Below are 15,657 nucleotides of genomic sequence, written 5' to 3'. Positions count from 1 at the left end.
TCATTGTTTTAAAAAGGTTGGGCAACGAATACTGTCAATCGATGCCTGATATTGATCGTGACGCCCCTCTTTTAATGCGCTGCCTGCGGCGCTGAGCGACTGATGATTAATCTGGCTGTTGAGGAAGACGGATTTCACTTTTTCATCGGAAACGGTTTGAGGAATATCACAATGGGTTCGCAGATCTTTAACCATGACCTGTTCATTCAGGGCATATGCCAGGTTGTCATAGGGTGATGCCAGTGCAGGCACCGAGAAAACTAACAGTGTCGTTAAGATGATTCTCTTCATAGTATGCCCCTGCCTTAAATCATGACTGAATTAGCTTATGCCTGTTCTCAGTTTAAAAACTGGATGTTCAAACCAGCAAAAATCTGCCACCGCGGCTGTCCCGGACCATCTTCGGCCACTGAACCCTGCGGTTCGATAAAGAAGTTGTATACGGTACCCTGACTTTTGATGACCTGGCCAATACCCAAACCCAGTGGTACCCCATAACTGTCATTCTGGAAGTTGTAGTTCCAGACAGGCGCAGAACGCAGGTAGGTTCCGCCGCCCAGCTGGTAAAACAGAAACGGCTGAAATGCACCCACGTTGACATCACTCCGGTTGCTCTCCCCGGCAAAACTATGCTGCCATGAGGCGAGATAGCCGAACTGAAATTTAGGTGAGCTGGCGTCAAAGAGTACGTTGACCAGACCTGCTGACCATTTTTCACTGCCTGTCTCATCCTGAGTAGCGGTGGGGGCAGTTAACTGCGGACCAAAACCAAAGCTCACCGCTGGATTCCCTGTATCAATCAGCCATGCGGTAAACAGGTTGAGATCGCCCAAGCCCGTCTGGTGCCCACCGGTAGGTGCAGACGGCCATGTGTTAACAGGAAGAGAGGCACGCAACAGCCATTTGCTTTCACCCAGGGAAAAAGGCTGCGCATAGCGGAACCAGAATTGGTTGGCGTCTTTATCACTGCCACTGACATCACCGATATAGTAGTTCTGCATGTTAAACGCCGTCATATTGGCCAGTGGGTTGTTAGCCTGAGCGGAATCCCCCCCACCTTCAGCTGCAAGAGCAAAAATTGGCAGCACGACGAAACCTGCAAGGACAGACTGCTTAATAATTAATTTCATGTATACCCCAGCTATTGATCCCAGATTGAATTTCACTTTTATCATCATGATTACCCGGTCATTTTGTTTCATCAAACTGGAGCAGGCGGCCGGTGTTTGCCAGGACCATTAAGGTGCTCAGGTTATGTAAGAGGGCGGCAATCAGCGCGCCGGCCCCACCCAGTAATCCCAGTGCCGCCGCAGAAACAATCAACAGCGTCCACCCCAGACCGATGAAGACATTGACCAGCAGAGTTCTGCGGCATTTGCGGCTCAGCCTTATCGCCGTGGGTAATCTTCTGAGGTCGCTTCCTGTCAGAACAATGTCAGCAGACACCATCGCAATATCAGCGCCATTTGCACCCATCGCCATACCCACTGCTCCAGCCTTAAGCGCAAGCGCATCGTTTATGCCATCGCCCACGACCAGCGGACGCCAGCCTGCGTTGACCGCTTTTTGCACTTCATGCAGCTTTGTCGAGGGCAGGGCTTGCGCGATGACTTCATTGATATGAAGTGTTTGAGCAACCTGATTGGCGGCAGAGAGCCGATCACCCGTGAGCAACAACCGCCTTTCAATGCCCAGCGTTTCCAGTGATTTAAGTGCTTCTGCCGCTTCGGGCCGGAGGGTATCTGCCAGAAGCAGCCATCCCAGAAACTGGCCGTTATGTGCCAGCCCTACAATTGGACCATCATGTTCCGGTGCGGGAATAAGCGGAACGGAGTACGCTGCAAACAGGTCTGCGCGCCCCATTAACGCGATGCCTGACTGCGTCTCAGCAACCACGCCCAGCCCCTGCTTTTCTTCAACGTTTCTCAGTGCAGGCCGGTTCTCCTTAGTTACATACTCAGCCAGAGCGTGGCTGACCGGGTGGCTACTGGTGGCGCCCAACGCCGCGGCGAGCGCCAGCACGTCCCGGTAATTCACATCTGAGACCAGAAGAGAGTCCACGACGTGCAGGCGCCCCTGCGTCAACGTACCGGTTTTATCGATAATGAGGGCGTCTACATCCGCTAACTCTTCCAGAAAAGCGGCATTGCGGATCAGGATGCCATGGCGGGCTGCAACCGCGATGCCGGCCATTGCGGTTGCAGGGGCGGACAGCACCAGCGCACAAGGGCAGGCGGCGACTAAAACGGCTAACATGGCCTGGCTATCGTAGGTTAAAAACCAGGTGCTGGCGGCTATCAGCAAAACCAGAATTAAATAATGAGAGGCGTATCGCTCCAGCAACCGCGTGATGGGTGGTTTGGCCTGTTCGGCATCTTTCATTAGCGCAATCACTTTTCCTAAAGTGGATTGCGCACCGGTATGTGTGACTTCCATTCGCAGCAAGCCATTCAGGTTTATGGCGCCGCCAAAAACCAGGCTGCCTGGCCCGGCCTCCTGCGGGACGGATTCTCCGGTGATAGAAGCCACGTCCAGGCTGGCATTACCGCTGACTATCTTTCCATCTGCAGGAATGCTGTCACCAGCCCGAATTTCAACCGTATCGCCAACCACCAGCGATAAACTGTCTACATTTTCAAACGTACCATCACTGAGCAAACGCCGGGTGCGACTGCGCGTTAATTTGGTTAAACCCGCAATAGCCTGGCGTGTCCCCATGACGCTTCGTTCTTCAAGGATGTGGCCAAAAATCATTAAAACCGGAAGCAGTGCGGCGGTAATTAAATCCCCCAGCGCCCAGGCACCGAGCATCGCCAGCACGATCAACAAATCGGTTACACCATGCAGGTCTGGATGTCGCAGGCTGTGCCAGCCCGCGCGAAAAACCGGGACGGCGACAATCAGCCACGCAACACCGGCCAGCAGATCGCTTATCGCTGATTGATCCGGGGAAAGCGCTCGCCACAGCAGACTCAACAGAATAAGGCCCACGGTGGTCATTGCCAGCGTCAGCTGGATGGCCATACGGCGCCGTTCTTCAGGCGTTAACAATCCCTGGCTGAAGTTGGGGTGGATATGACCATGGCTACACTGGTGGCTCATGGGAAGCTCCCGTAAATTTTCTGAGAAGAAACAGGTGGTGGGGTGTCGTCAGGCGCTGGGCCCTGTAACAGCAACTGGCTACTGTCACCTGGCGTCACCGTAATAACCTGCCCGGCAGATGAAAGGATGCGGGTAATTTTTTCCCGCCACAGCCTTGGCAGCAGGCCAACGGCTGAACCGTCAGCACGCGCCTGCGCAAGTTTTGTAATGGTTTGCGTTGAGACTTCAGCCTGAGCACGCACTTCACTGCTCGTGGCGTCCGCCTGCTGGAGTAACCGGTCGGCTTGTTGCTGGGCCTGCTGTAACCGAAGAGCCGCTTCGTTCTGTGCCTGCGCAATATGTTGTTCTGCTTGCTGGCTGGCGGTCAGCACGGAGTCAAAGGCGGGAACGGCATCAAAGGGTAATGAAGATGCGATATCAACACGTTCAATCTCAATACCCGGCGCGTTACCACTTTCGTTAAGCTGTTCGAGATCTTGCTGCATCTTTAGCTTCAGATCGTAACGCAGTTTTGAGCGTGCTTGTGCGGAGTCGCTATCGTTCTGGACCGATTCCGGTCGGGCAACCAGAATGGTGTCCAAATCGCGGCTGGCACTGACAAGGGTAGCAGCATGCTGGGCCAGGCGGTCAATCAACGCAGCGATGTGCGGCCGCTGTAAGACGAATCGTAGCGGATCGCTGATGCGATAAAAAATCTGCATATTTAACTGAACAACCCCTGCATCCCCGGTCAGAAGATAGCCGGCGCCCGCGCCTGCATCAGAGTCATACTGATCGGGAGAGAGGAGTTTCATTTGCTGGCTGCGCTGTAAGGGCAGCACATCATGCTGAAGAATGCGGGCAGGTCCGGGGATCACCTCAACCCGGTCTACCGGGTTGGGCCAGGCGAACAGGACTCCGGAATGTTCAACCGCAACCGGATTGCCAAAGCGCATAACAACCGCCTGACTATCAGGCGGGATCTGATGAAAGCTTGAAAAGAGCCACACCAGAGCAGCCAAAAGCGTCGCAGCATACAAGCCGTAAAAGGCGATACGATAAGATTGTCCCCACGGGGAATAACCAGCATATTGGCTTCTCATTGTGCGGGGTGCTCCGCATCAGTGGGCTGCTGCACCAGCGCTTTAAATGGTGCAGCGTTGGTACTGAGTACAATTCGCGTACTTTTATTAACGACATCATTCAACGTATCCAGTGAGCGAAGCAGGTTATATAGCTGTGGATCCAGTGAATATGCCTTGGCATAAATTGCAGCAGAATCCCGTTGCGCCTGAGCAGTAATCGTTGCTGCCTTAATGGATGCATCTGCCTCAAGGACGCGCGCATCTCGGTCTGCTTTTGAATGGATTTCTGCTGCCATCCTTTTCCCTTCAGCTGTACGTTCCGTTGCTATCGTTTCGCGCTCAGCACGCATCCGGTCAACCGTTGCGTTCAGGGTGACAGCCGGTAAGGTCAGTCGCTCGATCCCCACATCGACAAGTTCAACGCCGTAACTTTTTAATAATTGCTCCTTGAGCTGAGCCTTTATTTGCTGTTCAAGCTGAGGGATTTTTACTTTTTTCCCATCAGTATTCACGATGTCGGACAAAGCGTAATTACTTGTGCTGGTTTCCAGAGAGGAGCCGATGAACGTGCGGATCTGCCTTGCAGCTTCTTCAGGTTGATTCTGCACCGCCCGAATGAAACGCAGAACATGTGCCTCATCAGGATCAACTTTCCAGATGGCCCACGCCTGAACAATAATCCTTAAGCCATCACGGGTGCCCACATCCTGAAGCCCACTGGAAGTAGAACGACTGCGTAAATCAACTTCCATCGGTGTTTCGAACGGTGCGGGCAGGCGCCAGGCCAGCCCGGGATCTAAAATGACCCTCACAGGGCTGCCAAAGCGCGTAATAATGGTGGCGCTGCCAGCAGGGACCTGCACCAAACACGCGATAAGCAGAGTCAAAATAACCAGCATTGCGGCAACGAAAAATCGTTTCCATCCACTTTTCGTCTGACGCGAACTGCCATTGAGGTTTTGATTCATCCCGATCTTATCTGGCTCAACGGGTGATGAAATTGTCCGGATCTTCATTATGCGCCGCCCTTTATTTATTACTTTCAGATGTCTGCCAGAACTGTCTTAAGTCAAGAATGGGCGCATGGTGCGCCGAGATTTCATCATCAAGAATAAGCAGTGGAGTATGGGACAGTGCTTTGCTGAGAATCTGGTAACGCCTTTCATTAATAAATGCTTGCGGATTGATCTCCCACGAATCATGTTCAGCGCTGTAACGGGTCAAAGCATTATCTGCCTGAGCCTGTTGTTCATGTGAAAATGCCTGGGATGCGTTGATGGCAGTTAGTGCAACGCGCCTGGAGTCATTGGCGAGTGCAGCTGCGTAGCCTTTTTCTCGCGCAATCAGTGCATTCGCTGCTATCTGGGCTGCCTGCACACTATGATAGGCATTGGCTGCCCCAGCAGGCGGATGTATAGACTCGACGCGGGTAAAAAGAAGCTCCACGCCTAAATTTAAATGGCTTAGACGTTGCTTAATCGCATTATTCAGAGCAACAGACATACCTGCGCGTTGTTCATTCAGTAATACATCCAGCTGCTGATGAGCAAAATATTGCGTGAGGACTTGCCGGGCGACTCGCTGGATCATCTTGGGTAAATCATCAGCGTGGTACAGGCTATTCATGGCATCAGCATCATGCAGGCCAACCCGCCAGATTAGTCGTATGTCCATATTAACTATTTGAAAACTCTGCTTATCACCGATGGAACTGGCGATAACCTGAGCCTGATCGGTGGAGTGCGTGTTGTCCCACAATCGCCAACTGTCCTGCGGAGCTGGCCCTTCAATACGGTCCGGAATCGGAGGTGCAGATGAATTAGCCGACGGTCGCTCATCGCTTAACTGCAATTCATACACCGCGCCATAATCGACTTGACGCACCCGTCCGAAGGGCCATGGCAAACCAATGTGTATACCTGGGAGCAATACTTTAACCGGCTGCCCAAATCGTTCGTATACCCCTCGCTGAGAAAGAGGGATTTGATGAAGTCCGCTGATTAACCACCCCACTAAAACGATTCCAAGCAACACTGGGGTGAAAATTCTCGCCATTAATGAAAATGCCTGAATCTTTCCAATATCAACACCAAAGTGCTGATAGATTTTTTTCCGGATTAAAAGAAGTGGATGAAGTGGCCAGTGATAACACTCAGCGATCGTGCTTCTGCAAAGGAACGGCGCGGACCATCCTTTGCGGGGCAGAATGAAGATATGCGCGACTGAACGAAAGATGAATTCTGCTGCAATCAAAAGTATAATGCCGCAGGCAATGTAAACGATCCAAAGCGAGGCCCTGGGAATATAATTGTTAAGAGCTAATGCCACCGTTATGAGCATAAGAATGCTTAATAGCGCTCGCGTTAAGCAAGTGACCATTGAATGACAGTGCCATTGACGAATCGGTTTAAAGCTGAGCATGCGTTCAATAACAAGCACTGAAAAACAGATGATGACCAGTACGCATACAATGGGTATTAATCCGACTGTAATCGGGGGCAATGCACTTTCAGTATTGAAATTTTCAATTACCAGATAAACGGCAAGAACCGAAAGCAGAGTGGTAAAAGTATGTTGATACAAATACTTGACCGAGTTTCTTACCCCTGAAGTCCTTAACCTTTCCCGGCATCTTTTAAACAGTTTTTCATTTTCATATGATCGTGAAGTCACCTGCCCGGCAGAAGGAGACAGATTCAGTTGAATGTTTTCAATGACGACAAATATAAGCAGGTTGATGGCAACCAGAGTACGGGAGTAAATGCGCCATGCCTGATGGCCGTCTGTCGTGAGAAGATAATAATACAGGGCGCAGGACAGAATAAGCAAAAGCAAGGAACAGGCCCGATACCCTCTCAGCCTGTTGCGCATTCTGCTGAAAATCGTGTGACTGTTCTCGTCACTATAAATTGACACAATAAAACCTCCACAGGATCATCCAGGATAAAATGGAGCAGAAGGTGATTGAAAAGAAGGCGCTCAGCGCTTTATGTATTCAAAGGGACAATGCTGTCCGAAAACAGCAGACCTGTGTTTCTTTATGAAACGGGCTATTTCAACTGAATAGCCCGTACGGTTATTACGGCGTGACGATGTTGAACCAGAACTCGAATTTATCCATTGAGTTCAGCAGCTCATTAATTTTGTCAGCATTTCCCGTGACCTTAACTTCTCCTTTGTCCTGAGCCTGCTGTAGGGTTTCATCCTTGAGGATGATCTTATTCAACGTATCGCGGCTGAGGGTCAGGGTTGCATCAGCATTGTCAGCCTGAGAGTTGGACGTATGGTTAAGTACGCCATTTTCCAGTTCAAGCTTATACTTGCCACCGTCTTTGCCAAGGTCCACATTCAGCGTCGCCTTGGCATTGGCGGCTTTTTCCCCATTGATGTGTGTGGCGAGATAATCAAAGAACATTTCCGGGGTCATAGCTCGGACCGTATCCGGGCTGGCCGTATTTGGCGTGGGTCCTTTCACCACACCGCTGCGTAACTCCTGTGCACCGGTGAGGTAGAAGTTGCGCCATGGACCAGACTCGGCCTGATAGCCCAGCTGTTCCAGCGCATCCGCTTCCAGTTCACGTGCAGCTTTGTTGTTGGGATCGGCAAACACGACTTTACTGACCACCTGTGCGACCCAGCGATAATTGCCCTGCTCATAGTCAGTTTTCGCTTTTTGCAGAATGTTGTCAGCGCCCCCCATGTACTCGACAAACTTTTTCGCGCCCTCTTCTGGTGGCAACTCATCAAGGGTTGCTGGGTTGCCGTCAAACCAGCCGAGGTAGAGAACGTAGGTTGCTTTCACGTCATGGCTCACTGAACCATAATATCCCCGGTTCGCCCAGGTATTCGCCAGAGCCGGTGGAAGTTTGAACTTGGCGGCAATTTCATCACGTGTCAGGCCTTCATTAGCCATACGCAGGGTCTGGTCATTGATATAACGATACAGGTCACGTTGTGATCTCAGTAACTTGTTAACATTATCATTTCCCCAGGTTGGCCAGTGGTGCTGAGCAAGAATAATTTCCGCTTTTCCACCCCAGCGGTTAATGGCGTCGTTAATGTATTTTGACCATGGCAGCGGTTCACGAATCTTGGCACCGCGAAGTGAGTAGGTATTGTGCAGGGTGTGAGTGACATCCTCTGCCGTTTCGATAATCTTTTTCTCTTCGATATACCACAGCATTTCAGATGGCGCCTCGGAGCCCGGTGCCATCATAAATTCATAGGTCAACCCATCGATTGTATGCTTTTCACCGGTTTTGGTGATGTAATCGGTGGGCGCAATCAGTGTTACCGTACCTGCTGAAGTGGTTGTACCTAATCCAGCACCAACCTGGCCTTTTGGATCAGCTTTGAGGAGGTTGCCATACATATAGCTGGCACGGCGGCTCATCACGTTACCGGCCATAATGTTCTCAGCTACGGCGGCTTCCATGAATCCTTGAGGTGCATAGATTTTGGTTTTTCCGGACTTGACGTCCGCTTCGTCAACCACCCCGCGTACACCACCGTAATGGTCAACGTGACTGTGAGTATAAATCACCGCGATGACAGGTTTTTTACCTCTGTTTTTGTAATAGAGGTCCATACCGGCTTTGGCTGTTTCTGCCGAGACCAAAGGGTCGACAACAGTGATACCATTCTTACCTTCGATAATGGTGATGTTTGAGAGATCCAGATTACGGATTTGATAAACACCCTCAGTCACTTCAAACAGGCCACTGATATTAATTAACTGAGACTGACGCCACAGGCTGGGATTGACTGTATCCGGTGCTTTTTCTCCTTCTTTAATAAAAGAATATTGCTCCGGATTCCAGATAACATTTCCAGCTTCACCTTTGATTACCGCAGTAGGAAGTGGAGCGATGAATCCTTTATGAGCGTCAGTAAAATCAGTTTTATCATTGAAAGGTAACTGGTTATACAGAGCATCGTTCGCCTGTTTGGTGGGTCCTGCGGCATCCTTTCTCAATTCATCTGCAGCCTGAGCGAGTGAAATTGAATTAAGTGAAGCGGCAAGCGCCATGCAAACAATTAGAGGCTTCAGTTTCATAGTTGTCCTCGAAAATATGCCTAAACGTCTGAATTTAATTGACTGAAAAGAAGCCTATCAAGAGTAGGTCCTTCCTCCTGATAGGGTGTACATGGCGAAATGGGAAATGACTCGCAACATTTCGCTTTAAAAGTAGTACACCGCTGGGTTTAATCAATCTTTATTGATGAATTTTATTTTTTAATATTAGCATTGTTGATGATGATCAATTATTTAGCTTAATTCCAAATAAAATAAAACTTGTTTTTTATTGTTTATTTTCAATTACTTAATCATTAAGATTGATTAAAAATGCATCTTTATTGTTATATTATAACATTAAAGAAGAGTGGCATTTTTTCGGAAAAACGCTACCAAGATGATACATATGAGCAGATTCACCAATTCAGTTGTTCCAAATTATATCAGAGCACTGAAATAATTTAGTTACATCTTTTTAGGGTTATGGTCGACTATTTTTACAGGTTCTTTCCTTAGGTATTTTCTGACAAATCATTCGGTTAGCTTGACCACCCAGTGGCTTGTCGTTTTGAACTAACAGTTGTCAGGAAGATATCCCTATAAAAAAGGCGAAAAAATTTTCTCGTTATCGCTGGTTGAAAGTAGAACGAATGGGAATACAGGAATCGCGAGGATATGTTAATCAAATCAGGCCAGAAAAGAAGTGGTACTGTCCTGCGGTGGATGTAATTTCTTACTTTGGTTTAGGGCCACGTATACTATTCATATGTTTACCAAAAACAGATGGTTTTTCAAAAAAACATGATCGGTTTCACCATCTGTGTGGCGGCAAATATTTAATATAGATATTCGCAAAAAATCCTTAATCTAAAGCCAGCACTGCTTTTATGAGTAAAAGAGCACTCGTGCGGAGAGTACACTATGTTGAAAGATTTCATCCGGAATCTAAAAATAAAAGTCTGGTCTAGGCATTTCCCAACATTGACAAACAGAACTGAGGAACCTGATGACCCTTATAACTACTACACGGTGTATTTCAGAGATATCGATGATGTCCGATTTTTCCTGAATGGGGTAAATGACAACCCTGCTGACGGAAAACGATATGGCGTGCTGCTGGAAACACAAAGTAATAAAACTTTAAACGTCGATCTACTTACGCTCGTTGAGATGAAAAGTGAGATAATTCACTACCGAAAGGAGAGCTCATCAACTTATAATAATATTTTTCTCTTTGCATTCGATTATTATACAAAGATTTTATTCATCAAAAAACTCGTTTCCAGGGGGAAGGGGGCTCTGGTTTCGAATTTTTTTTCTGAAACCAGAAGCCTCAGTCACGATCGATATGCTATATTGAAATTACTTTTAAGTGAATATATAAAACTCAGGGCTGGTCGTGAAAATAATGGATTTAATGAGTCAGAAATATTAGGCTTAATTCATGGCCGTTTATGGTATAAACACATCCGTAAGGAAGAGTATAAGGTGAAGTTGAGATTACTTCTGGATTCTCTTGTGATCACGGGAGATTTGAATGAGTCCGAGAGGGTATATTTCATCCAGAGTAAGTCAGTCAATACTATTGTGGAGTATGAAAAAGAGTTGACATTTCGAGATCATCAAATAAAAATACAGAAGAATATATTCAGATTCATCGTCGTCCTGACTGCTCTGCTGGCCATTATCATTCTCGTGCTGCTTGCCCTTGCTGGAATAGTCAATCTCCCAAGCATCTGGCAGAAAATACTTGAAATAAAACCGGTCCGATTTTTACTCAAATTCATCTGATTCAGCTCTCTGATATGTGCGCCATGCTTTTAAGTATTGAATAGAAGGGCACAGATTATAGTGTCTGGGCAAGCGAACTTGCCCGTACTTCACAGGACCATATGATGGTTGTCAGCAGCAGTACACTCTAAATTTATTCATAAAACAGTGTGGTAAAATAATGTATGACTTGGGTAATAATCGCTGTTGTAAAGCGTAGTATGAGCAGAATCCATATGAATTCTGCTCACGCTTAACAGAGTTGGGTATTGCAAAAAGATAAACTATGCATCAGGAAGATGTTTAATCGGAATGGGCCCTCGTTTAGTGGCGGCAAGATTATACAATCGTCTCTTTAATATGCATTTAGGGCAGGGTGATACTTTCTGAAAGTTATTCCTCGCCAGATTTAATGCAACAATAAACTGCTCGTGGCGTCCCAGCGCGATCATATCTTCTTTATTGCTAAGGTAAATCTGGCAAGTACCGTTATGCAGTACATGATGAGTGTTACCGACTTTAGATATGCTGATGTAGTAAGTATCTTTCATTATAATTATCCTCGGCATTAAAGGGGACTGGTAGGATGACTCACAAATGAATATTTGTTAAGTTAAATTTATCGGTCTTTATTGCCTTGTAAGTACCACTGAGACATATGCTTTTAACGCATTGATTATACTCACAATTCTTAATTATGACATAAGCATACGAATGTCAGCAATAGTAACCAATCAAAATAATTCATCATTTTTACATTTCATCGCCATTTTTTTTGAATGACGAAGTCCAATGTAATACTTTGCAGGATAACTCTATTTTATGGACAAAATTGTCATCAGAGCTCCAGAAGAGTTTTTTAGATGATCCTACTATGAAGGAGGTCATCATGCGCAAACCGTTTATCGCTGGATCCGGGCCGATCTCAGATATTTGGTAACGCTAAAAACTCATTGCTAGTCCGATTCCATAGCCACTGGTGTCATTGCCAAACATATAGCGCGCCACAAGACGCGTTCGTGAAATAAAGACAGGGTAATGACTGCTGTCCAGTTCGATGCCAACACCGATTGAACTTAAGCTGTCAAATCCGAGTTTTCCCCTTTGCTCTCCGAGATATTCTGTATGTGCTCCTTCAAGAACATATCGTACCGGGCTCTTTAAAAGCGTCCAGTCTGAAATAGGTGCTCTACGCCGTACATAAATCCCAAGGTTTTGGGCATTCGCCTTTCCTTCCACGGCTCTTGAGGTATTACTGAATGTCTGCAATTGCATACCCGAATAACGCAATTCAATGTCAATATCCTGAGAGGCCGAGAGTAATTCATAATCCAGCATCAGCGAGCCACCGAGACCATAGGCGTTCAATCTTCCCCCGTCCAGAAAATCAAAATCTGCGTTAGTACGCCGATCAATTACCCAAGCACCTATACGAGCGTCGCTGGCCATAGTGCCCAGCATGACATTTGCGATAGGGCGAATTACCCAGTTTCCACCTAGACGGTCTTTAAAGAGATGGAAATCCCACCCAATTCCTCCTGTTGCCGTCAGGCTGTTCCATTTCGTCGGTATTCGACGTGTCTCAGTGCCGTTACTCACGACAAACTGGGGATCGTAGCGGCTGTAACCCATTGCTCCCTCGAGATATATAGGAAAATTTTCACTTAATGTTGCGCCACCACCAAACTGGGTAATGTTGAGCTCATTGCTTTCATTGGTTCCCGTTCCGATGTTCAGATCACTTGCCGTTATGTCCGGAACAACCATAAAGCTCATCAATGTAAGAACTGAATCCGCACGTTGTTTAATGCGTTGGCCATCTGCTGCGTAACTTGACTGGCTAAACGTAATGGATAGAAGTGGAATAATTAGCAGGTTTCGAATTGCTGTACTCATAGCAGTTTGCAGCCTGAGTAAGATGAAGGGTTTATAAACTATAGGCAGGTAGATAGGAAAGGTCAGGTGGATAGCAGTTTGAGGAGGCTCAGTGCACGATGTTCTTAACTGTGGTTGAGTTTCTCACTGAGTATTTGATTACGGCCTGATAAACATCCAATAAAGACATTAATGATCAGCTAACGGCATCATCCTATAGCTAGCGGGTGCGTTTAGAGATATGTAATTTAACATAATAAGTATTAAACGCATCTTTACTATAGAGGCAAAGCTGACCTGGCCGTTCTGAGCTAAGCTTACCTGGCCGCTTCGGGCTACCTGCTGAGGAACCTGACATGGCGGCTTCTGGTGCGGAGTTTTTCACGATGAACGAAGTTAACCGGCTTAAAGTTATTCAGGACGTTGTCGACCGGCGGCTGACAACCCATCTCGCTGCTGAGCGTCTCGGTATCTCCGACAGGCACTGCCGTCGCCTGCTTCAGCGCTATCGTACAGACGGTCCGCTGGGTATGGCCGATCGGCGGCGCGGCAAGCTAAGCAACTATCAGCTGCCTGCAGGCCTTGCTGAACGTGCCATTCAGATCATTCGCGAACGCTACGCTGATTTTGGCCCGACGCTCGCCTGCGAGAAGCTGGCCGAGCTGCACGGCGTGACGCTGTCTAAAGAGACCGTGCGCAAGCTGATGATGCAGTCTGGCCTCTGGATCCCGCGCAGGCATCGTGCACCAAAAATCCAGCAACCACGTTACCGCCGCGCCTGCGTCGGCGAACTGATTCAGATCGACGGCTGCGATCACCGCTGGTTTGAAGAGCGCGGCCCGGCCTGCACGTTGCTGGTTTACGTGGATGATGCGACCAGCCGCCTGATGCAGCTTCACTTCGTCCGCTCCGAGTCCACGTTCACCTACTTTGAAGCCACGCGCGGCTACCTGGAGCAGCACGGCAAGCCGCTGGCATTTTACAGCGACAAGGCCAGCGTGTTCCGCATTAACAACAAGAATGCGGCTGGCGGCGACGGTCAGACGCAGTTCGGTCGCGCGATGAACGAGCTGAACATCACCGGCATCTGCGCCAACACCAGCTCTGCCAAGGGCCGCGTGGAGCGTGCGCATCTCACGTTGCAGGACCGGCTTGTCAAGGAGCTCAGGCTGCGTGATATCAGTACCCCCGATGCGGCTAACGCCTTTGCCGCTGAGTTTATGGAGGACTACAACCGGCGTTTCGCGAAGGCACCGAGGCATGATTTTGACGTACACCGTCCGCTCGATGCTGACGACAACCTGAACCAGATATTTACCTGGCGCGAGCTACGCAAGGTCTCAAAAGCGCTGACGGTCCGTTACGATAAAATGCTGTTGCTGCTTGAGGATAACGATGACAGCCGCCGCGCGATGGGGAAATATCTGGATGCCTGGCAGTACCCGGACGGCCGCGTTGAACTCAGAAGCAACGGTACGGTTCTTCCCTACTCTGCTTACGATCGGCTGTCTGAAGTGGATCAGGGAGCGATCGTGGATAACAAGCGGCTTGGCCACGCGCTGGCTGTTGCTCAGCTGATGCAGGAAAAGCGCGATAATACTCGGTCTCAGGCTCTGCCGGCTGGTAACGGACCAAGTCGCAGAAGTGCCAAGAAAAATCCGGCTAAAAAGCGGCAGCGTGCGATTAACGAAGATGATCTGGTTGAAGCTCTGATCGATTTACAGACTCAGGCTCAGGATATATTTCCGCAGAATTCAGATTAATGCCTTGCATAATAACTCTGTATATTCTTTCGAGCCTCATGATATTCATAAGACGTCATTTCAATTTTATTTCCCGCTATATCCTCAAAATAAACAGACATTGAGACCTGATGGTCGCTGACGATAAATGAAACAGAATGAGACGACAGCGTTTTCATTAGCTCACTGAAATAACAAGGTTTAACACTGAAGGCCACCGTATGCCCCGGAGACTGGTGCAGTCTTTCAAAAAGTGAAAGCGCCGCTTCATTATTCTTCAGAACTAAAGGTCCTCCCTGAGTAAACCAGAAAAACAAGGACTCATCACGAACAAATCCCAGCACTTCTTTGTACCATACCTCAGCCGCTTCTAGATTATTCACATAGAGATGAACATGGTCAATTTTCATTACAGACACGGCTACCTCGCAGGCTGATTACCAGGGATAATAATTGAGGACTGCCACACAGATTGCAAATAGCACAGCACTGAAAGAAACTTTATTTAACATAAATTCATTGAGCATCTACATTGTATATATTGGACATCTCAGATTTGCCTGAACCCGGTCATCTCTGCTTAGCTTCAACACATACCCCTTTATGTGCCCCCTAAAGTTTTTACCCAACTTTTCATAAATTTCCTCTTACTGAATTTTTGTATTGCCCGTTATAAAGTAAAAATCTAGTGAATAGAGCAGATTCGTTCTGTACGTAGATGTCCACGTAATCATTTTCGATATAAAAAAGATTTTACTAATTATCCTTCACTTTGTTCACCGCTTAACTTTTATCAATTTTAACATAAGCTTATATGGTGAATGCTTGGTGCAGGGTGAACATAATCGTTCATTTCAGGTGAAGTCTGGACTTAAAACCGTGCTTTCGCCGTTAATGCTTCCGGGAGGAAGCCATAAGCACATCACATTCTGTCGCAGTATCAATTATGTGTACCCTGGTGAGGCACACAATATTTATCGTCTTTCTGCGAAAAAACTTCACTCAACTAGCGTGTTAATTTTCATACCTGCCGCTGAAAGTTGTGATTATCTGCCTGGCGTCATCAGCTAAATGCAGACACCAACAC

Annotated in this window: 12 protein-coding genes; 2 read left to right on the top strand and 10 right to left on the bottom strand. The window is 47.8% G+C overall.

What is annotated here, in order from left to right:
• From AC6I8A_RS23690 to AC6I8A_RS23660, 7 genes are all read right to left on the bottom strand, one after another.
• A complete protein-coding gene (locus AC6I8A_RS23690; protein WP_497819375.1) occupies window positions 1-291 on the bottom strand; it encodes a YicS family protein in 291 nt (96 codons plus the stop codon).
• 47 nt (window positions 292-338) lie between these two features.
• A complete protein-coding gene (locus tag AC6I8A_RS23685; protein ID WP_497819374.1) occupies window positions 339-1,130 on the bottom strand; it encodes a hypothetical protein in 792 nt (263 codons plus the stop codon).
• A gap of 58 nt (window positions 1,131-1,188) precedes the next feature.
• Window positions 1,189-3,102, bottom strand: coding sequence for a heavy metal translocating P-type ATPase (locus AC6I8A_RS23680; protein ID WP_497819373.1), 1,914 nt, complete (start codon window positions 3,100-3,102; stop codon window positions 1,189-1,191).
• Complete coding sequence (locus tag AC6I8A_RS23675; protein ID WP_497819372.1) at window positions 3,099-4,184, bottom strand: SPFH domain-containing protein; 1,086 nt, start codon at window positions 4,182-4,184, stop codon at window positions 3,099-3,101. The genes AC6I8A_RS23680 and AC6I8A_RS23675 overlap by 4 nt, the downstream gene beginning before the upstream one ends.
• On the bottom strand, window positions 4,181-5,134 hold the full coding sequence (hflC, locus tag AC6I8A_RS23670; RefSeq protein ID WP_497819482.1) for a protease modulator HflC: 954 nt from the start codon (window positions 5,132-5,134) through the stop codon (window positions 4,181-4,183). The genes AC6I8A_RS23675 and hflC overlap by 4 nt, the downstream gene beginning before the upstream one ends.
• Before the next feature lie 61 nt (window positions 5,135-5,195).
• Window positions 5,196-7,082, bottom strand: a complete 1,887-nt coding sequence (gene hflK / locus AC6I8A_RS23665) for a protease modulator HflK (protein ID WP_497819371.1) — start codon at window positions 7,080-7,082, stop codon at window positions 5,196-5,198.
• A gap of 163 nt (window positions 7,083-7,245) precedes the next feature.
• On the bottom strand, window positions 7,246-9,222 hold the full coding sequence (locus AC6I8A_RS23660) for an alkyl/aryl-sulfatase (protein ID WP_497819370.1): 1,977 nt from the start codon (window positions 9,220-9,222) through the stop codon (window positions 7,246-7,248).
• An 882-nt stretch (window positions 9,223-10,104) separates the two neighbouring features.
• On the opposite strand from AC6I8A_RS23660, the gene AC6I8A_RS23655 reads away from it, so the two are divergent.
• Complete coding sequence (locus tag AC6I8A_RS23655; protein WP_497819369.1) at window positions 10,105-10,974, top strand: hypothetical protein; 870 nt, start codon at window positions 10,105-10,107, stop codon at window positions 10,972-10,974.
• A 263-nt stretch (window positions 10,975-11,237) separates the two neighbouring features.
• Here the strand turns inward: AC6I8A_RS23655 and AC6I8A_RS23650 are convergent, their stop codons facing one another.
• On the bottom strand, window positions 11,238-11,504 hold the full coding sequence (locus AC6I8A_RS23650; RefSeq protein ID WP_497819368.1) for a hypothetical protein: 267 nt from the start codon (window positions 11,502-11,504) through the stop codon (window positions 11,238-11,240).
• A 391-nt stretch (window positions 11,505-11,895) separates the two neighbouring features.
• Window positions 11,896-12,849 carry an autotransporter domain-containing protein gene (locus tag AC6I8A_RS23645; protein ID WP_497819367.1) on the bottom strand — a complete coding sequence of 318 codons (954 nt, stop codon included), beginning with the start codon at window positions 12,847-12,849 and terminating at the stop codon, window positions 11,896-11,898.
• A 335-nt stretch (window positions 12,850-13,184) separates the two neighbouring features.
• On the opposite strand from AC6I8A_RS23645, the gene AC6I8A_RS23640 reads away from it, so the two are divergent.
• Window positions 13,185-14,591 carry an ISNCY family transposase gene (locus AC6I8A_RS23640; protein ID WP_497819366.1) on the top strand — a complete coding sequence of 469 codons (1,407 nt, stop codon included), beginning with the start codon at window positions 13,185-13,187 and terminating at the stop codon, window positions 14,589-14,591.
• On the opposite strand, the gene AC6I8A_RS23635 is transcribed toward AC6I8A_RS23640, so the two are convergent.
• A complete protein-coding gene (locus AC6I8A_RS23635; protein WP_497819365.1) occupies window positions 14,588-14,980 on the bottom strand; it encodes a VOC family protein in 393 nt (130 codons plus the stop codon). The genes AC6I8A_RS23640 and AC6I8A_RS23635 overlap by 4 nt on opposite strands.
• Window positions 14,981-15,657 lie beyond the last annotated feature (677 nt).

This window comes from Pantoea sp. X-Soil-ISGK-275, assembly GCF_059730795.1.
Note: the sequence above shows the minus strand (reverse complement) of the source record. Positions and strands in the feature narration are given on the sequence as shown.